Source organism: Streptomyces globisporus (genome assembly GCF_003501885.1).
Taxonomy (GTDB): domain Bacteria; phylum Actinomycetota; class Actinomycetes; order Streptomycetales; family Streptomycetaceae; genus Streptomyces; species Streptomyces globisporus_D.
Window position 1 is genome coordinate 1 of the sequence record NZ_QWFA01000121.1, and the last position, 18,900, is coordinate 18,900.

Below are 18,900 nucleotides of genomic sequence, written 5' to 3' on the forward strand. Positions count from 1 at the left end.
GGTCCGGGGAGGGCTTGGCCTCGGCGCGGCCGTTACGGGGCGGGACGGCGAGCTGGAGGACGTCGGCGAGACTGCCCGCGTACCGGTCGGCGACGGCGCGGCAGAGGGCGAGCAGCTCGGGCCCGAGGACCGGCTCCGGGGAGACCACGGAGGCGAGGGCGGCCAGCGCGCCCCGGTAGTCGGAGTCGGCGCGGCGCTCGACGATGAAGCCGTCGATCAGGCCGCCGCCCTCGCGCCGCCCGCCCTGGACGTTGCGCCCGCCGGCCCCGAACCGGACCCGCACCCGGACGCCCGGCTGTGCGTCGGCGTCCAGCTCCTGGGGCACCGCGTAGTCGAAGTACTGATCGAGGTGCAGGACGCCCTTGTTGACCAGGACGCGGGCGACGGGCAGCGCCTCGGCGAGGGCCGCGCCGCGCCAGGTCCGCGGCTTGGCGCGCGGCACCTTGGCTTGGCGCACGGTCTCCCGGATCAGCGCAAGCTGCTCCGGCGCCCCGGTACCCGGTTCGGCGGACTGCTCGTTCTCGCTGCTCACAGCTGCATTCCTACCAGAGGGCGCTGACAGTCCGGAGAGCACGAACCGGCGCGGGAGGACGGACCGCCGCGGGAGCACGGCAGCGGGGCCCGGCCACCACGTTCGGTGTCCGGGCCCCGCTGCCGTGTGCTGGTGGGACCTGCGGTCCTCAGAGACCCGCGGCCGCGCGCAGCGCGTCCACCCGGTCCGTGCGCTCCCAGGTGAAGTCCGGCAGCTCCCGGCCGAAGTGGCCGTACGCGGCGGTCTGGGCGTAGATCGGCCGGAGCAGGTCGAGGTCGCGGATGATCGCGGCCGGGCGGAGGTCGAAGACCTCGCCGATCGCGTTCTCGATCTTCTCCGTGTCGACCGCGGCGGTGCCGAAGGTCTCGACGAAGAGACCGACGGGCTCGGCCTTGCCGATCGCGTAAGCGACCTGGACCTCGCAGCGGGCTGCGAGACCGGCGGCCACCACGTTCTTGGCGACCCAGCGCATCGCGTACGCGGCGGAGCGGTCGACCTTGGACGGGTCCTTGCCCGAGAAGGCGCCGCCGCCGTGGCGGGCCATGCCGCCGTAGGTGTCGATGATGATCTTGCGGCCGGTGAGGCCGGCGTCGCCCATCGGGCCGCCGATCTCGAAGCGGCCGGTCGGGTTGACCAGGAGGCGGTAGCCCTCGGTGTCCAGCTTGATGCCGTCCTCGACGAGCTGCGCGAGCACGTGCTCGACGACGAACTCGCGGATGTCGGGCGCGAGCAGCGAGTCCAGGTCGATGTCCGAGGCGTGCTGCGAGGAGACGACCACCGTGTCCAGCCGGACCGCCTTGTCACCGTCGTACTCGATGGTGACCTGGGTCTTGCCGTCGGGGCGCAGGTAGGGGATGGTCCCGTTCTTGCGCACCTCGGACAGCCGCCGGGAGAGGCGGTGCGCGATGTGGATCGGGAGCGGCATGAGCTCCGGGGTCTCGTCGCAGGCGTACCCGAACATCAGGCCCTGGTCGCCCGCGCCCTGCTTGTCGAGCTCGTCCTCGTCACCCTCGACCCGCTTCTCGTACGCGGTGTCGACGCCCTGTGCGATGTCCGGCGACTGGGCGCCGATCGACACCGAGACGCCGCAGGAAGCACCGTCGAAGCCCTTTTTGGAGGAGTCGTAACCGATCTCCAGAACCTTGTTGCGCACGAGGTTGGGGATGTCGGCGTAGGCCTTGGTGGTGACCTCGCCCGCGACATGAACCAGACCGGTGGTGATCAAGGTCTCGACGGCGACACGCGAGGAAGGGTCCTCACGCAGGAGCGCGTCGAGAATCGTGTCGCTGATCTGGTCAGCGATCTTGTCGGGGTGACCCTCGGTAACGGATTCCGAGGTGAAAAGGCGGCGGGACACATCGCTCCCTGGGGTTGCAGCGGCTGCTGGCTGATCATGGTTGGCACGTCCGAGAGCTGCGCTCGGCGCGTACCGTCGGCCAGTTTATCGGTCACTTCCGGCGACCGGGCCAGGTGTCTCGCCCTTTGGGAGGTTCGTGACGTGCGCCACACGGATCACCAGTAGGACAATTCACCCTCCTCGGCCGCCGTTTTCGGCGTTATGAGGCGATTTCACTCGCCCGAAGGGCTGATCAGGAATTCGGCTGGAACCTGGCGGAAACCAGATCCCAGATCGTGTCGGCGAGGGCTTCCTTGGGGCCGTACGGCACCGGGGTCTCCTGGCCGTCGGCGGCGAGGACGACCGCCTCGTTCTCCTCCGAGCCGAAGGTCTTGCGCTCCCCCACCTCGTTGACCACGAGGAGGTCGCAGCCCTTGCGGCGGAGCTTGGCACGACCGTTGGCCAGCACGTCGTCGGTCTCGGCGGCGAATCCGACGACGATCTGGTCCGGCCGGGCCCGCTCCCCAGCGACCTCGGCGAGGATGTCGGGGTTACGGACCAGGGTGACCGCGGGCGCCTCCTCGCCGTCCTTCTTCTTGATCTTGCCGGTGGCGTACTCGGAGGGGCGGAAGTCGGCCACCGCTGCCGCCATCACCACGACGTCCGCGTCGGCGGCGGCCTTCACCACGGCCTCGCGGAGCTGGACGGCCGTGCCGACCCGCAGGACGTCGGCCCCGGCCGGGTCGGGCAGCCCGGTGTTGGCCTCGATCAGGGTGACCCGGGCCCCCCGGGCCACGGCGGTGCGCGCCAGCGCGTAGCCCTGCTTGCCGGAGGAGCGGTTGCCCAGGAAGCGCACCGGGTCGAGCGGCTCGCGGGTGCCGCCGGCGCTGATCACCACATGGCGGCCCGCGAGGTCGGGCTCGGGGACCCCGCGCGCCAGCACCCGGCGGCAGACCTCGAAGATCTCGCCGGGGTCGGGCAGCCGGCCCTTGCCGGTGTCGACGCCGGTGAGTCGGCCGACGGCGGGCTCGATGACGACGGCGCCCCGGCGGCGCAGGGTGGCGACGTTCTCCTGGGTGGCCGGGTGCTCCCACATCTCGGTGTGCATGGCCGGGGCGAAGACCACCGGACAGCGGGCGGTCAGGAGCGTGTTGGTGAGCAGGTCGTCGGCGAGCCCGTGGGCGGCCTTGGCCAGCATGTCGGCGGTGGCCGGGGCGACCACCACGAGGTCGGCGCCCTGCCCGATCCGCACGTGCGGGACCTCGTGGACGTCCTGCCAGACCTCGTCGGACACGGGGTGGCCGGAGAGCGCCGACCAGGTGGCCGCCCCCACGAAGTGCAGCGACGCGGCGGTCGGGACGACCCGTACGTCGTGGCCGGACTCGGTCAGCCGGCGCAGCAGCTCGCACGCCTTGTAGGCGGCGATGCCCCCGCTGACCCCCAGGACCACCTTCGGCTTGTCCACTGCGTCTCCCCGCACTCGGCACCGTAACGGCAACATGTGCGTCCCATGCTGCCTCACCGCGCGCGGCGCGTTCATCCGGCCCCGGACACACCTCAGGCCCGGCGGACGGGCCGCCGGGCCTGAGGTGAAGGTGCTGCGGTGCTGCTGCGTTACTGCGCGGGGCCCTCGATGGCCTCGGAGGTCAGCAGGCCCGCGTTGATCTCGCGGAGCGCGATCGACAGCGGCTTCTCGTGCACGTGGGTGTCGACGAGCGGACCGACGTACTCGAGGAGGCCTTCACCGAGCTGCGAGTAGTACGCGTTGATCTGACGGGCGCGCTTGGCCGCGTAGATCACCAGGCTGTACTTCGAGTCGGTGGCCTCGAGGAGCTCATCAATCGGCGGGTTGATGATGCCCTCGGGCGTGGTGATGGAAGAGGACACTCTCTGCCTTCCGAAGGGGGTGTAGATCAAAGATCCGGGCGGTCTTGACGATGGCCGGGATCTAGGCCTGAAGCATCAAGGCTAGCAGCTCGCGTGCCACATCCTCGACGGAGGTGTTGACGAGCGTCGTATCGAACTCGGCCTCGGCGGCCAGCTCGACCTTGGCGGCGGCGAGCCGGCGCTCGATGACCTCGGGGGCCTCGGTGCCCCGGCCGGTGAGCCGGCGCACCAGCTCCTCCCAGCTCGGCGGGGCCAGGAAGACCAGACGCGCGTCGTCCATCGACTGGCGGACCAGCCGGGCGCCCTGGAGGTCGATCTCCAGCAGGACCGGCTCGCCCGCCTCCAGGCGGTCCAGCACGGCCCGGCGGGGCGTGCCGTAGCGGTTGCCCGCGAACTCGGCCCACTCCAGCAGCTCGCCGTTGGCGATGAGCTTGTCGAACTCCTCGTCGTCCACGAAGAAGTAGTGGACGCCGTTGCGCTCCCCGGGGCGCGGCTTGCGCGTCGTCGCCGACACGGAGAGCCAGACCTCGGGGTGCACGGAGCGCATATGGGCGACGACCGTGCTCTTGCCGACCCCCGAGGGGCCGGAGAGCACGGTCAGCCGCGGACGGACGTCCGGGGGTACGGGGGACGTCCCCCGGGATGTTGCAGCCATGGAGCGATTATCCAGGTTCTCAGGAGTGCCTGAGAACGTCAGGCGGGACTGCCGCCGAACTCACGCTCCAGGGATGCGATCTGGTTGGAGCCAAGACCCCTGACCCGGCGGCTCTCGGAGATGCCGAGACGCTCCATGATCTGCTTGGCGCGGACCTTGCCGACGCCCGGCAGGGATTCCAGCAGTGCGGAGACCTTCATCTTCCCGATGACGTCGTTCTCCTGGCCCTGCTTGATGACCTCGTGGAGGGAGGCGCCGGAGTGCTTGAGTCGATTCTTGACCTCGGCCCGCTCCCGGCGAGCCGCGGCGGCCTTTTCGAGCGCGGCTGCGCGCTGTTCAGGGGTAAGGGGCGGAAGAGCCACGCCTACGTCACCTCGGATGTCGATCTGTCGGATACGGACCGGCGGGGAAGCTGGACGCCACCCCACCAGGTGAGAGCCGGACACGCTGTGCTCGGCCGCTCTTCGTCGGAGACTAGCGCCAAGGGCCGCTGTAGTCAGCGAGAACAGACGAAAAGTCCTGGTCAGCTGTGGCCGACCAGGATTTTCGCGACATATCGACCAGGTTTCCCGTCAGTAATTCGTCAACACGCTGTAAACGTGTCAGGGTCAGCTGCCGGATACGGCGGCGCGGACCTCGTCCGCGAACCGTTCGGCTGCTTCGCGCAGCCCTGACGCGTCCGGGCCGTGGCGCAGCACGCCCCGGCTCACGCTGGGCACCACGTTGCCCACCGCGTCGCCGAACACCGCCGGAAGATCCGCCGGGGTCGCTCCCTGGGCGCCGATGCCGGGCGCGAGCAGCGGCCCGTTGATCGCCAGGTCCACCCCCGCGTCGCCGAGCGTCGCACCGACCACCGCGCCGACCGAGCCGAGCGGGGCCGCCCCCTCGTTCTCGGCGGCCATGTGGTCGAGCATCAGCTGGGCGAGCGAGCGGCCGTCGGCGGCCGTGGCCCGCTGGACCTCGGCCCCCTCCGGGTTGGAGGTGAGGGCGAGGACGAAGACTCCCGCGCCGGAGACGGCGGCGGCGTCCAGCGCCGGGCGCAGCGAGCCGAAGCCGAGGTACGGGGAGACGGTGACCGCGTCGGAGAAGAGCGGGGAGTCCTTGTCCAGGTAGGTCACCGCGTAGGCGCCCATGGTGGAGCCGATGTCGCCGCGCTTGGCGTCCATCAGGACCAGGGCCCCGGCGGCGCGGGCCTCCTCGACGGCCTTCTCCAGGACGGCGATGCCGCGCGAGCCGAACCGCTCGAAGAACGCGGACTGCGGCTTGAGCACGGCGACCCGGTCGGCCAGCGCCTCCACGACGGTCCGGGTGAAGCGCTCCAGGCCCGCGATGTCGTCGTTGAGGCCCCAGGAGGTGAGCAGGGACGCGTGCGGGTCGATGCCGACGCAGAGCGGCCCGCGGGTGTCCATGGCGTGGCGCAGGCGGGCGCCGAAGGGTTCGAGGGTCACAGGGCGGCCTTCCGGGTCTCGGCGCCGACGGCCTCGGCGAGGGTGGCGTACGGGGAGGTGGCGAGCCGGGCGGCGAGGCCCTTGTGGATCGCGCGGGCGTAGAAGGGACCTTCGTAGATGAAGGCGCTGTAGCCCTGGACGAGGGTGGCCCCGGCGAGGATGCGCTGCCAGGCGTCCTCGGCGTTCTCGATGCCTCCGACGCCCACCAGGGTGATCCGGTCCCCCACCCGGGCGTACAGGCGGCTCAGGACCTCCAGCGAGCGGGCCTTGAGAGGTGCGCCGGAGAGTCCGCCGGTCTCCCCCAGCAGCTCGGGGCCTGACGTCAGGCCGAGGCCCTCGCGGGCGATGGTGGTGTTGGTGGCGATGATGCCGTCCAGGCCCAGCTCCACGGCGAGGTCGGCGACGGCGTCGACATCCTCGTCCGCGAGGTCCGGGGCGATCTTGACGAGCAGCGGGACGCGCCGGGCGGTGACGGTGCGGTCGGCGGCCTCGCGTACGGCGGTGAGCAGCGGGCGCAGCGACTCGGTGGCCTGAAGATTGCGCAGGCCGGGGGTGTTGGGCGAGGAGACGTTGACGACCAGGTAGTCCGCGTGGGAGGCCAGCGCCTCGGTGGACTTCACATAGTCGGCGGCGGCCTCGGCCTCGGGGACGACCTTGGTCTTGCCGATGTTGACGCCGACCGTGGTCCGGAAGACGGGGTTACGGGCGGCGAGGCGGGCGGCGACGGCGGCGGAGCCCTCGTTGTTGAAGCCCATGCGGTTGATCAGCGCACGGTCGGCGACGAGCCGGAAGAGGCGCTTCTTGGGGTTGCCGGGCTGCGGCTCGCCGGTGACGGTGCCGATCTCGATGTGGTCGAAGCCGAGCATCGCCATGCCGTCGATCGCGACGGCGTTCTTGTCGAAGCCGGCCGCGAGCCCGAAGGGGCCGTGCATCCGCAGTCCGAGGGCCTCGGTGCGCAGCTCCTTGTAGCGGGGGGCGAGGGCGGCGGCGACGAAGGTACGCAGGACGGGGATCCGGGCGGTGAGGCGGATCCAGCGGAAGGCGGCGTAGTGGGCCTGCTCGGGGTCCATCCGCTTGAAGACCAGCCGGAAGAAGAGCTTGTACATGAAGAGATGTCCTTGGTGCTCGGTTGCTCGACAGGGCTCACAAAGAGGGGGACACCGTTTTCGGTGTCCCCCTCTCCGGGCTGCTAGTCGCGGGCCGCGGTCAAGTGTTCCGCGTGTTCCTGGAGGGAACGGACACCCACGTCGCCGTGGTTGAGCGCGTCGATGCCCTGGACGGCGGCGGCGAGCGCCTGGACCGTGGTCAGGCACGGTACGGAGCGGGCGACGGCCGCGGTGCGGATGTCGTAGCCGTCGAGGCGGCCGCCGGTGCCGTACGGCGTGTTGACGATGAGGTCGACCTCGCCGTCGTGGATGTGCTGGACGATCGTCTTCTCGCCGTTCGGGCCGGGGCCCTCGGACTGCTTGCGCACGACCGTGGCGTTGATGCCGTTGCGCTTGAGGACCTCGGCGGTGCCGGAGGTGGCCATCAGCTCGAAGCCGTGGGCGACCAGCTCACGGGCCGGGAAGATCATCGAGCGCTTGTCCCGGTTGGCGACCGAGATGAACGCGCGGCCCTTGGTGGGCAGCGGGCCGTACGCGCCGGCCTGCGACTTGGCGTACGCCGTGCCGAAGACCGAGTCGATGCCCATGACCTCGCCGGTGGAGCGCATCTCCGGGCCGAGGACCGTGTCGACGCCCCGGCCGTGGATGTCGCGGAAGCGCGACCACGGCATCACGGCCTCCTTGACGGAGATCGGCGCGTCCAGCGGCAGCGTGCCGCCGTCGCCGGTCTTCGGCAGCAGGCCCTCCTCGCGCAGCTCGGCGATGGTCGCGCCCAGCGAGATGCGGGCGGCGGCCTTGGCCAGCGGGACGGCCGTCGCCTTCGAGGTGAAGGGGACCGTGCGGGAGGCGCGCGGGTTGGCCTCCAGGACGTAGAGGATGTCGCCGGAGAGCGCGAACTGGATGTTGATCAGTCCGAGCACGCCGACGCCCTTGGCGATGCCCTCGGTGGAGGCGCGCAGCCGCTTGATGTCGAAGCCGCCGAGTGTGATCGGGGGCAGGGCGCAGGCCGAGTCGCCGGAGTGGATGCCGGCCTCCTCGATGTGTTCCATGACGCCGCCGAGGTAGAGCTCGTGGCCGTCGTAGAGGGCGTCCACGTCGATCTCGATGGCGTCGTCGAGGAAGCGGTCGACCAGGACCGGCCGGGTGGGGCTGATCTCGGTGGACTCGGCGATGTACGCGGCGAGGCGCGTCTCGTCGTACACGATCTCCATGCCGCGGCCGCCGAGGACGTAGGACGGCCGTACGAGGACGGGGTAGCCGATCTCGTCGGCGATGGCCTTGGCCTCGGCGAAGGTGGTGGCCGTGCCGTGCTTGGGCGCGGGCAGTCCGGCCTCGGCGAGGACCCGGCCGAAGGCGCCGCGGTCCTCGGCGGCGTGGATCGCCTCCGGGGAGGTGCCGACGACGGGCACGCCGTTGTCCTTGAGCGCCTGCGCGAGGCCGAGCGGGGTCTGGCCGCCGAGCTGCACGATGACACCGGCGATCGGGCCCGCCAGCGATTCGGCGTGCACGATCTCCAGGACGTCCTCCAGGGTGAGCGGCTCGAAGTAGAGCCGGTCGGAGGTGTCGTAGTCGGTGGAGACGGTCTCCGGGTTGCAGTTGACCATGACGGTCTCGAAGCCGGCGTCGCTCAGGGCGAAGGAGGCGTGCACACAGGAGTAGTCGAACTCGATGCCCTGGCCGATGCGGTTGGGGCCCGAGCCGAGGATGATCACGGCCGGCTTGGTGCGGGTCGCGACCTCGCTCTCCTCGTCGTACGAGGAGTAGAAGTACGGCGTCTTCGCGGCGAACTCGGCGGCGCAGGTGTCGACCGTCTTGTAGACCGGGCGGATGCCGAGCGCGTGCCGGACCTCGCGGACGACGTCCTCGCGCAGCCCGCGGATCTCACCGATCTGGGCGTCGGAGAAGCCGTGCCGCTTGGCCTCGGCGATCAGGTCGGCGTCCAGGCGTTCGGCGGCGGCGAGCTCGTCGGCGATCTCCTTGATCAGGAAGAGCTGGTCGACGAACCAGGGGTCGATCTTCGTGGCGTCGAAGACCTCCTCCTGGGTGGCTCCGGCGCGGATCGCCTGCATGACGGTGTTGATGCGGCCGTCGGTGGGGCGGACCGCTTCCGCGAGCAGCTCTGCCTTGTCGCCGACCGGGCCGGTGAAGGCGAACTGCGAGCCCTTCTTCTCCAGCGAGCGCAGGGCCTTCTGGAGGGCCTCGGTGAAGTTCCGGCCGATCGCCATGGCCTCGCCCACCGACTTCATGGTGGTGGTCAGGGTGGCGTCGGCGGAGGGGAACTTCTCGAAGGCGAAGCGGGGGGCCTTGACGACGACGTAGTCGAGGGTCGGCTCGAAGGAGGCCGGGGTCTTCTCGGTGATGTCGTTGGAGATCTCGTCCAGGGTGTAGCCCACGGCCAGCTTGGCGGCGATCTTGGCGATCGGGAAGCCGGTGGCCTTGGAGGCGAGCGCCGAGGAGCGGGAGACGCGCGGGTTCATCTCGATGACGATGACCCGGCCGTCGGTGGGGTCGATGGCGAACTGGATGTTGCAGCCGCCGGTGTCGACGCCGACCTCCCGGATGATCGCGATACCGACGTCGCGCAGCCGCTGGTACTCGCGGTCGGTGAGCGTCATCGCCGGGGCGACGGTGATCGAGTCGCCGGTGTGGACGCCCATCGGGTCGAAGTTCTCGATGGAGCAGACGACCACGACGTTGTCGTTCTTGTCGCGCATCAGCTCCAGCTCGTACTCCTTCCAGCCGAGGATGGACTCCTCCAGGAGCACCTCGGTGGTCGGGGAGAGCGTGAGGCCCTGTCCGGCGATGCGGCGCAGCTCCTCCTCGTCGTGGGCGAAGCCGGAGCCGGCGCCGCCCATGGTGAAGGAGGGGCGGACGACGACGGGGTAGCCGCCGAGGGTGTCGACGCCGGCGATGACGTCGTCCATGGAGTGGCAGATGACGGAGCGGGCGGACTCGCCGTAGCCGATCTTCTCCTTGACGGCTTCCACGACGCCCTTGAAGAGGTCTCGGTCCTCGCCCTTGTTGATCGCCTCGACGTTGGCGCCGATGAGCTCGACGCCGTACTTCTCCAGGACACCGTTCTCGTGCATGGAGATCGCGGTGTTCAGCGCGGTCTGGCCGCCGAGGGTGGGCAGAAGCGCGTCGGGGCGCTCCTTGGCGATGATCTTCTCGACGAACTCGGGGGTGATCGGCTCGACGTAGGTGGCGTCGGCGATCTCCGGGTCGGTCATGATCGTCGCCGGGTTGGAGTTCACCAGGATGACGCGCAGGCCCTCGGCCTTGAGGACGCGGCAGGCCTGGGTGCCGGAGTAGTCGAACTCGGCGGCCTGGCCGATGACGATCGGACCGGAGCCGATGACCAGGACGGACTGGATATCGGAGCGCTTAGGCACGCTGGCCCTCCATCAGGGAAACGAAGCGGTCGAAGAGGTACGCGGCGTCGTGCGGGCCGGCGGCCGCCTCGGGGTGGTACTGGACGCTGAACGCGGGCCGGTCCAGGAGCTGGAGCCCCTCGACGACCTGGTCGTTCAGGCAGACGTGGGAGACCTCGGCGCGGCCGAACTCCGTGTCGGAGACCTTGTCGAGCGGGGCGTCGACGGCGAAGCCGTGGTTGTGCGCGGTGACCTCGACCTTGCCGGTGGTTCGGTCCTGCACCGGCTGGTTGATGCCGCGGTGGCCGTACTTCAGCTTGTAGGTGCCGAAGCCGAGCGAGCGGCCGAGGATCTGGTTGCCGAAGCAGATGCCGAAGAGCGGGGTGGAGCGCTCCAGGACGCCGCGCATGAGGGCGACGGGGTGGTCGGCGGTGGACGGGTCGCCGGGGCCGTTGGAGAAGAAGACGCCGTCGGGCTGGACCGCGTACACCTCTTCCAGGGTGGCGGTCGCGGGCAGGACGTGCACCTCGATGCCGCGTTCGGCCATCCGGTGCGGGGTCATGCCCTTGATGCCGAGGTCGATCGCGGCGACGGTGAACTTCTTCGTGCCGATCGCGGGGACGACGTACGCCTCCTTCGTCGCCACTTCGGCGGAGAGGTCGGCGCCGGTCATCTCGGGGGCCTGGCGGACCCGGGCGAGAAGGGTGCCCTCGTCGGGGATCGCCTCGCCCGAGAAGATCCCGACGCGCATCGCGCCGCGCTCGCGCAGGTGGCGGGTGAGGGCGCGGGTGTCGACGCCGCTGATGCCCACGACGCCCTGGGCGGCCAGCTCCTCGTCCAGCGAGCGCTGCGAGCGCCAGTTGGAGGGCTTGCGGGCGGGGTCGCGGACGACGTAGCCGGAGACCCAGATGCGGCCGGACTCGGGGTCCTCGTCGTTGACGCCGGTGTTGCCGACGTGCGGAGCCGTCATGACGACGACCTGGCGGTGGTACGAGGGGTCGGTCAGCGTTTCCTGGTAGCCGGTCATGCCGGTGGAGAACACCGCTTCGCCGAAGGTCTCCCCCACGGCCCCGTAGGCGCGGCCGCGGAAGGCGCGGCCGTCCTCCAGGACGAGTACGGCGGGGGTCTGTGCCCCCCGGGTGGAGAGGGTCATCGTGCGGTGCCTTCCGTCGTGGTGCTGGTGAGTTCGGTGGCGGCCGGGGCGCCGGTGAGCCGGTTGACGGCGTCGACCCAGGCCTGGTGCTCGGCGGCGCGGTCGGAGCGGAAGCCGGAGTCGATCAGCGTCTCGCCGTGCGCCCAGGTGATGATCAGCAGGCCGCCCTCGGGGAGGACCTTGCCGGCGAGCGCCTTGTCGAGGCGGGCCTCGCGCAGGGAGTCGGCCGGGATGAAGAAGTCGGCCGCTCCGGGGCGTACGACGTCCAGGCCGCGGGCGGTGAGCGTCAGCTCGGTACGGCTGCGGGTGCCGAGCCCGCGCGCGACGATCCGGTCGAGCCACTGACCGGCGGTGGTGGAGGCGTGGTAGCGCCCCTGAAGCGTCAGCAGCGTCTCGTCGTCGGCGAAGTCCTCGGGGGTGGCCGGGAGCTCCGGCAGGTCCGACTGGAGGCTGGCGCGCCACTTCCAGCCCTGGCGCATCAGCCAGTAGACGAGGGCGATGAAGACGAACAGGCCGATCACCCAGGCGATGCGAGCGGCCCAGTCCGTCACTTCCGCCGACTTCTGCTCGGCGGCCAGGTGGTACAGGGGGGTCAGAGTTGTCACGCGAGCTTCCCGTCGACGACCGTGGCACGGCCCCGCAGGAAGGTGTGGGTGACACGGCCCGGCAGCTCACGGCCCTCGTAGGGGGTGTTGCGGCTGCGGGACGCGAAGCCCGCGGGGTCCACTGCTCCACGGTATGCCGGATCGACCAGAGTGAGGTTGGCGGGCTCACCCGCCGAGACGGGACGGCCGTGTCCTTCGAGCCGGCCGATGGCCGCGGGGCGGAAGGACATGCGGTCGGCGACGCCCGCCCAGTCGATCAGACCGGTGTCCACCATCGTCTGCTGGACGACCGAGAGCGCGGTCTCCAGGCCCACCATGCCCATGGCGGCCGCGGCCCACTCGCAGTCCTTGTCCTCGTGCGGGTGCGGGGCGTGGTCGGTGGCGACGCAGTCGATCGTGCCGTCGGCCAGGGCCTCGCGCAGGGCCAGGACGTCGGCCTCGGTGCGCAGCGGCGGGTTCACCTTGTAGACCGGGTTGTAGGTGCGGACCAGCTCGTCGGTGAGGAGGAGGTGGTGCGGGGTGACCTCGGCGGTGACGTTCCAGCCCTTGGACTTGGCCCAGCGGACGATCTCCACGGAGCCGGCGGTGGAGAGGTGGCAGATGTGGACGCGGGAGCCGACGTGGGCGGCGAGGAGGACGTCGCGGGCGATGATCGACTCCTCGGCGACGGCGGGCCAGCCGCCGAGTCCCAGCTCGGCCGAGACGATGCCCTCGTTCATCTGGGCGCCCTCGGTGAGGCGGGGCTCCTGGGCGTGCTGGGCTACGACGCCGTCGAAGGCCTTCACGTACTCCAGGGCGCGGCGCATGATCACGGCGTCGTCGACGCACTTGCCGTCGTCGGAGAAGACCTTCACCCCGGCGGCCGAGTCGTGCATGGCGCCGAGCTCGGCGAGCTTCTTGCCCTCCAGGCCGACGGTGACGGCGCCGACGGGCTGCACGTCGCAGTAGCCGGACTCCTTGCCGAGCCGCCAGACCTGCTCGACGACGCCGGCGGTGTCGGCGACGGGGAAGGTGTTGGCCATGGCGTGCACGGCGGTGAAGCCGCCGACGGCCGCGGCCTTGGTGCCGGTGAGGACGGTCTCGGAGTCCTCGCGGCCGGGCTCGCGCAGATGGGTGTGGAGGTCGACGAGGCCGGGCAGCAGGATCTGCCCCTCGGCCTCGATCACGGTGGCGCCCTCGGCGTCGAGGCCGGTGCCCACCTCGGCGATGGTCTCGCCGTCGATCAGAACGTCCTGCGGCTCGCCGCCGAGGATCCGCGCACCGCGGATGATGATCTTGCTCATGGTTACTTGTTCTCCTCGGTACGGGCGGGGGCGGCGGACAGCGCGGTGTCGGAGCCGCCGAGCAGCAGGTAGAGCACGGCCATGCGGATGGAGACGCCGTTGGCGACCTGCTCGACGACCGTGCAGCGGTCGGAGTCGGCGACCTCGGCGGTGATCTCCATGCCGCGGACCATCGGGCCGGGGTGCATGACGACGGCGTGTTCGGGCATCTTCGCCATCCGCTCACCGTTCAGGCCGTAGCGGCGGGAGTATTCGCGCTCGGTCGGGAAGTAGGCGGCGTTCATCCGTTCGCGCTGCACACGCAGCATCATCACCGCGTCGGACTTCGCCAGCACGTCGTCGAGGCTGTAGCTGACGTCGCAGGGCCACTGCTCGACGCCCACGGGGACGAGGGTGGGCGGGGCCACCAGGGTGACGTGCGCGCCGAGCGTGGTGAGCAGGTGGACGTTGGAGCGGGCGACTCGGCTGTGCAGGATGTCACCGACGATCGTGATGCGGCGGCCGTCCAGGTCGCGGCCGAGCCCGGCGTCGGGGCCGACGAGCCGGCGGCGCATGGTGAAGGCGTCCAGCAGGGCCTGGGTGGGGTGCTCGTGGGTGCCGTCCCCGGCGTTGACCACGGCCCCGTCGATCCAGCCGGAGGTGGCGAGCCGGTAGGGCGCGCCGGAGGCGCCGTGCCGGATGACGACGGCGTCGGCGCCCATCGCCTCCAGGGTGAGCGCGGTGTCCTTCAGGGACTCGCCCTTGGAGACGGAGGAGCCCTTGGCGGAGAAGTTGATGACGTCGGCGGAGAGCCGCTTGGCGGCCGCCTCGAAGGAGATACGGGTCCGGGTCGAGTCCTCGAAGAAGAGGTTGACGACGGTACGGCCGCGCAGGGTGGGGAGCTTCTTGATCGGCCGGTCCGCGACCCGGGCCATCTCCTCGGCGGTGTCGAGGATCAGGACGGCGTCGTCGCGGGTGAGGTCGGCGGCCGAGATGAGGTGACGCTTCATCTGGGGTTCTCCGGGTGGCTGAAGGGGGTTTCAGGCATGCGGGCGCACAGAAGGGCGCCGTACGTCCCCACAGGGGCGTACGGGAGGGTTCGGGCTACTGCGCGTCCGCGGGGGCGGTCTGCTGGACGCCGAGCAGCACGGCGTCGCGGCCGTCCTCCTCGGCGAGCTGGACCTTGACCGTCTCCCGCAGCGACGTGGGGAGGTTCTTGCCGACGTAGTCCGCGCGGATCGGGAGTTCCCGGTGGCCGCGGTCGACGAGGACCGCGAGCTGCACCGCGCGGGGGCGGCCGATGTCGCCGAGCGCGTCGAGGGCGGCGCGGATCGTGCGGCCGGAGAAGAGCACGTCGTCGACCAGGACGACCAGGCTGCCCTCGACCCCCTCGCCGGGGATGTCGGTGCGGGCCAGGGCGCGCGCCGGGCGCAGCCGCAGGTCGTCGCGGTACATGGTGATGTCGAGCGAGCCGACCGGCGTCTTCCGGCCGGTGATCTGTTCGAGTTTGTCGGCGAGCCGACGGGCGAGGAACACGCCCCGGGTCGGGATGCCGAGCAGCACCACGTCGTCGGCGCCCTTGGCGCGTTCGACGATCTCGTGGGCGATTCGGGTCAGCACACGGGCGATGTCGGGGGCCTCGAGAACGGGGCGCGCCGCGTTGCCGGTGTCGTCGTGCTGTGCGTCCATAAGAAACGGACCTCCTTCTCCGCCTCACGGGACGGATCGTTAAAGGACGTCGAATTTGCGTCATCCACGCTACCAGGGCTTGCGCCCGGCCCTGGCCCCACCCCCGGGAGGTGCCGGTCCGGACCATTCGGCTTGACGCATCCAAGTAACGCTGCGTAACCTCACAGTGAGTTACCAGCCACGCGGCGGAGCCGCACACTGTTCCAGCGTCCGGGGAGCCATATGTCCAGCGAATACGCAAAACAGCTCGGGGCCAAACTCCGTGCCATCCGCACCCAGCAGGGCCTCTCCCTCCACGGCGTGGAGGAGAAGTCCCAGGGTCGCTGGAAGGCCGTCGTGGTCGGTTCGTACGAGCGCGGCGACCGTGCCGTGACCGTGCAGCGCCTCGCCGAGCTGGCGGACTTCTACGGGGTCCCGGTGCAGGAGCTGCTGCCCGGCACGACGCCGGGCGGGGCCGCCGAGCCGCCGCCGAAGCTCGTTCTGGACCTGGAGCGCCTCGCCCATGTCCCGCCGGAGAAGGCCGGTCCGCTGCAGCGCTACGCGGCGACCATCCAGAGCCAGCGCGGTGACTACAACGGCAAGGTGCTCTCGATCCGCCAGGACGACCTGCGCACGCTGGCCGTGATCTACGACCAGTCGCCGTCCGTGCTGACGGAGCAGCTCATCAGCTGGGGCGTGCTGGACGCGGACGCGCGCCGCGCGGTCTCCCACGACGAGAGCTGAGCGAGCGGGGCCGGACCCCACAGCAGAAACGTGCCGCCGGGTGGGCGGGGGCCTTCGGGCCCCCGCCCACCCGGCGTTTGTGTGCCCGAGGTCGCCCGGCGTACACCGAAGGGCCCACAGCCGACCGGCTGTGGGCCCTTCGTGGTGTGCGGCCGAATCGCGGCCGCCGGGGGCTACTGCTCCCGACGGAGGTTCGGCTTGAGGTCCTTGAAACGGGCCAGCAGGCCGTTCACGAAGGACGGGGAGTCATCGGTGGAGAACTCCTTGGCGAGCTGAACGGCCTCGTCGATCACCACGGCGTCCGGGGTCTCGTCCATCCAGATCAGCTCGTACGCACCGAGCCGCAGGATGCTCCGGTCGACGACCGGCATACGGTCGATCTCCCAGTCCACGGCGTAGGTGACGATGAGGTCGTCGATCCGGTCCGCGTACTGCGCGTACCCCTCGACGAGCTCCATCGTGAACTCACCGACCGGCGGCTGACGGTCGTCGGTCCGCGAGTGCCGTACCCAGTCCGCGAGGACGCTCTGCACGGACTCACCGCGCTGGTCGGCCTCGAAGAGAATCTGGAAGGCACGCTTGCGGGCCTTGTTCCGGGCGGCCACGGTTAGCTGTTCACCCGGCCGAGGTAGTCGCCCGAGCGGGTGTCGACCTTGATCTTCTCGCCGGTGGTGATGAAGAGCGGCACGCCGATCTCGTAACCGGTCTCCAGCGTGGCGGGCTTGGTGCCGCCGGTGGAGCGGTCGCCCTGGACGCCCGGGTCGGTGTGCTGGATCGTCAGCTCGACGGCGGCGGGCAGCTCGACGTAGAGCACCTCGCCCTCGTACTGGGCGACGGAGGCGGTGAAGCCCTCGATCAGGAAGTTGGCGGCGTCGCCGACGGCCTTGCGGTCGACCATGAGCTGGTCGTACGTGTCCATGTCCATGAAGACGAAGTACTCGCCGTCCATGTACGAGAACTGCATGTCGCGGCGGTCAATGGTGGCCGTCTCGACCTTCACGCCGGCGTTGAACGTCTTGTCGACGACCTTCCCGGAGAGCACGTTCTTGAGCTTGGTGCGCACGAAGGCAGGGCCCTTGCCGGGCTTGACGTGCTGGAACTCGACGACGGACCAGAGCTGGCCTCCGTCGAGCTTGAGCACCATGCCGTTCTTGAGGTCGTTCGTGGAAGCCACGGTTGCGGAATCTCCTGGACTGAAGCTGGTGGAACGACCGAGGATCCGCGCTAGAGCGCGAGCAGCTCCTTGGTCGTCATGGTGAGTAGCTCGGGTCCGCCGTCCGCCTCTGGGCGCACGACGAGCGTGTCATCGATCCGGACACCGCCCCGGCCCGGGAGGTGGACCCCCGGTCCGACGGTGACCGGCACACAAGCGTCCAGTTTACCCATGGCTGTCGGTGCCAGTTGCGGGTCCTCCTCGATTTCGAGCCCCACACCGTGCCCGGTCACCGGCTGAAGGCCCTCTCCGTGCCCCGCGGACTCCAGCGGATGCCGGGCGGCACGGTCCACGTCCCGGTAGGCGGCACCGGGCGCCAGGGCCTCCCTGCCTGCCCGCTGAGCGGCGAAAACGAGGTCGTACAGCTCGATCTGCCACTCCGCGGGGGCGGTGCCGATGACGAACGTACGGCCGATCTCGCAGCGGTAGCCGTGGTAGCTCGCGCCGAGGCGGACGGAGAGGAAATCTCCCTCCTCCACCCTGCGGTCCGAGGGCCGGTGGCGTGCCTGGCCGGAGTTGGGCCCGGTGGCCACGGAGGTGACGAAGGCGGGGCCGTCCGCACCGTGGTCGACGAGGCGGCGCTCCAGTTCGAGGGCGAGGTGGCGTTCGGTGCGGCCGACCAGGATCGATTCGAGGAGTTCGCCGAGGGCCTGGTCGGTGATCTCGGCGGCGATCCGGAGGCAGCCGATCTCCTCCTCGTCCTTGACGATCCGCTGCTGTTCCACGGTGAAGCCCAGATCGGCCAGGACCAGGCGCGGGGCGGACTTCCCCATGGCCCGGTGCCGGGCCACGGTCAGGTCGTGCTCCTCGACGGCGAGCGACTCGGCGCCCGACGCGGCGGCGAGACCGGCGGCGGCGACCACCGGGTCCTCGTCCGGGACGGGCAGGAGGTCGATCCGCAGGGCCTCGTCGGGCCGCCCGTGGGCGCCTTCGCCGGCCGGGGCGCGGGGGCAGAGCAGAACGTCCTCGCCGGGGCCGAGCAGCAGCACGGCGCCGGGGGGCGCTCCGCCCGCGAGATAGCGGACGTTGGCGGGGCGGGAGACCAGGGCGGCCGCGGAGCCCGCGGCGGCGCACCGGTCGCGGAGCAGCCCGCGTCGGACGGCGTGCACCTCTGACATGGTTCGAGCGTACGAGCGGGTGCGGTGGCCCGCCCGGCCAGCGCATCCGACCGGGGGGGGCGGGGCTCCCCGACGCTGCCGCTACCAGGCGGGCGGGCTCGCGATGGAGCGGGCCAGCACGTCGTCCAGGACGCGGGCGGTGGTCTCGACGTCGTACGTGGAGTTGTCGATGATCGGGAGGCCGGAGCCGTACCAGCCGGCCATCCGGCCGTGGATGCGGGCGACCTCCTCGTCGGAGAGGCGGCGGTTGCCGCTGCGCTCCGCGTTGCGCTCCAGGACGATCTCCAGGCCGGGCAGCAGGACCACGGGCAGCAGACCGGGGCCCACATGGCGCTTCCAGCCGCCGAGGCCGACGACCGGGCGGTCGGGGAAGACGGCGTCGTCGAGGATGCAGGAGATGCCGTTGGCGAGGAAGTTGCGGGCGGCGAAGCCGCAGGTGCGGCGGGCCAGGCGGTACTGGGCCTCGGAGTGGTCGTTCCAGCCGGCCTGCGGGTCGGCGAAGCCGGAGCGGACCCATTCGCGGACGTCGTCGAGGGAGACGTGGGCGGTGGGCACCCGGCGGCGGGCCGCCCAGAGCTTGGCCACGGTGGTCTTGCCCGCCCCGGCGGGGCCGATGAGCAGCACGGCGAGCGTGGCGCCGCCGGTGCCGGGCTCGGCGGGGGGTGCGGGCAGCGGCACGGGGCCGCCCGGGGGCAGCTGGACGTGTCCGGTGTGCCCGACGGCCTCCCGGGCGGGGGGCGTGGGGCCGGTGCCGCTCCAGCCGGGGCCCGGGACCTGGCCGGGTGCGGGCGTCGGCTGAGCG

General features: G+C 71.0%; 18 protein-coding genes and 1 pseudogene. 1 reads left to right on the forward strand and 18 read right to left on the reverse strand.

The features are described 5' to 3' along the window. From D3105_RS21855 to pyrR, 14 genes and pseudogenes are all read right to left on the reverse strand, one after another. Positions 1–532, reverse strand: a pseudogene (locus tag D3105_RS21855) (primosome assembly protein PriA); the annotation flags it as partial. 148 nt (positions 533–680) lie between these two features. After that, entirely contained in the window at positions 681–1,889 is a 1,209-nt protein-coding gene (gene metK / locus D3105_RS21860) for a methionine adenosyltransferase (RefSeq protein WP_069737325.1), read from the reverse strand. Positions 1,890–2,121: 232 nt separating this feature from the next. Beyond that, the gene (gene coaBC / locus D3105_RS21865) at positions 2,122–3,333 is read right to left on the reverse strand and encodes a bifunctional phosphopantothenoylcysteine decarboxylase/phosphopantothenate--cysteine ligase CoaBC (RefSeq protein ID WP_118904783.1); all 1,212 of its coding nucleotides are present in this window, start codon (positions 3,331–3,333) and stop codon (positions 2,122–2,124) included. 149 nt (positions 3,334–3,482) lie between these two features. After that, entirely contained in the window at positions 3,483–3,755 is a 273-nt protein-coding gene (rpoZ, locus tag D3105_RS21870; protein ID WP_003970369.1) for a DNA-directed RNA polymerase subunit omega, read from the reverse strand. Positions 3,756–3,816: 61 nt separating this feature from the next. Next, on the reverse strand, positions 3,817–4,410 hold the full coding sequence (gene gmk / locus D3105_RS21875; RefSeq protein WP_053562000.1) for a guanylate kinase: 594 nt from the start codon (positions 4,408–4,410) through the stop codon (positions 3,817–3,819). 38 nt (positions 4,411–4,448) lie between these two features. After that, a complete protein-coding gene (locus tag D3105_RS21880; protein ID WP_003970367.1) occupies positions 4,449–4,772 on the reverse strand; it encodes an integration host factor in 324 nt (107 codons plus the stop codon). A gap of 246 nt (positions 4,773–5,018) precedes the next feature. Beyond that, on the reverse strand, positions 5,019–5,858 hold the full coding sequence (pyrF, locus tag D3105_RS21885; RefSeq protein WP_118904784.1) for an orotidine-5'-phosphate decarboxylase: 840 nt from the start codon (positions 5,856–5,858) through the stop codon (positions 5,019–5,021). Beyond that, entirely contained in the window at positions 5,855–6,964 is a 1,110-nt protein-coding gene (locus D3105_RS21890; protein ID WP_118904785.1) for a quinone-dependent dihydroorotate dehydrogenase, read from the reverse strand. Before D3105_RS21890 ends, pyrF begins: the two co-directional genes overlap by 4 nt. A gap of 83 nt (positions 6,965–7,047) precedes the next feature. Continuing rightward, positions 7,048–10,356, reverse strand: a complete 3,309-nt coding sequence (gene carB, locus D3105_RS21895) for a carbamoyl-phosphate synthase large subunit (RefSeq protein WP_118904786.1) — start codon at positions 10,354–10,356, stop codon at positions 7,048–7,050. After that, positions 10,349–11,488, reverse strand: coding sequence for a glutamine-hydrolyzing carbamoyl-phosphate synthase small subunit (carA, locus tag D3105_RS21900; protein WP_118904787.1), 1,140 nt, complete (start codon positions 11,486–11,488; stop codon positions 10,349–10,351). The genes carB and carA overlap by 8 nt, the downstream gene beginning before the upstream one ends. Further along, on the reverse strand, positions 11,485–12,093 hold the full coding sequence (locus tag D3105_RS21905) for a hypothetical protein (protein WP_118904788.1): 609 nt from the start codon (positions 12,091–12,093) through the stop codon (positions 11,485–11,487). Before D3105_RS21905 ends, carA begins: the two co-directional genes overlap by 4 nt. Next, the gene (locus D3105_RS21910; RefSeq protein ID WP_118904789.1) at positions 12,090–13,376 is read right to left on the reverse strand and encodes a dihydroorotase; all 1,287 of its coding nucleotides are present in this window, start codon (positions 13,374–13,376) and stop codon (positions 12,090–12,092) included. Before D3105_RS21910 ends, D3105_RS21905 begins: the two co-directional genes overlap by 4 nt. A 2-nt stretch (positions 13,377–13,378) precedes the next feature. After that, positions 13,379–14,365 (reverse strand): aspartate carbamoyltransferase catalytic subunit, encoded by a 987-nt coding sequence (locus D3105_RS21915; protein WP_118904790.1) that lies wholly within the window; start codon positions 14,363–14,365, stop codon positions 13,379–13,381. A 94-nt stretch (positions 14,366–14,459) separates the two neighbouring features. Next, positions 14,460–15,044 carry a bifunctional pyr operon transcriptional regulator/uracil phosphoribosyltransferase PyrR gene (gene pyrR / locus D3105_RS21920; RefSeq protein ID WP_118904791.1) on the reverse strand — a complete coding sequence of 195 codons (585 nt, stop codon included), beginning with the start codon at positions 15,042–15,044 and terminating at the stop codon, positions 14,460–14,462. A 222-nt stretch (positions 15,045–15,266) separates the two neighbouring features. On the opposite strand from pyrR, the gene bldD reads away from it, so the two are divergent. Then, on the forward strand, positions 15,267–15,767 hold the full coding sequence (gene bldD / locus D3105_RS21925) for a transcriptional regulator BldD (RefSeq protein WP_006123181.1): 501 nt from the start codon (positions 15,267–15,269) through the stop codon (positions 15,765–15,767). Between the two features lie 173 nt (positions 15,768–15,940). On the opposite strand, the gene nusB is transcribed toward bldD, so the two are convergent. The 4 genes from nusB to D3105_RS21945 all read right to left on the reverse strand — a co-directional run. Beyond that, positions 15,941–16,372: a transcription antitermination factor NusB gene (nusB, locus tag D3105_RS21930; RefSeq protein WP_010057335.1), complete on the reverse strand. Its 432-nt coding sequence runs from the start codon at positions 16,370–16,372 to the stop codon at positions 15,941–15,943. A gap of 2 nt (positions 16,373–16,374) precedes the next feature. Then, on the reverse strand, positions 16,375–16,941 hold the full coding sequence (gene efp, locus D3105_RS21935; RefSeq protein ID WP_006123185.1) for an elongation factor P: 567 nt from the start codon (positions 16,939–16,941) through the stop codon (positions 16,375–16,377). A 50-nt stretch (positions 16,942–16,991) separates the two neighbouring features. Next, a complete protein-coding gene (locus D3105_RS21940; RefSeq protein WP_118904792.1) occupies positions 16,992–18,098 on the reverse strand; it encodes a M24 family metallopeptidase in 1,107 nt (368 codons plus the stop codon). 81 nt (positions 18,099–18,179) lie between these two features. Then, the coding region (locus D3105_RS21945; protein WP_206272839.1) for an AAA family ATPase at positions 18,180–18,900 on the reverse strand (721 nt) is incomplete at its 5' end.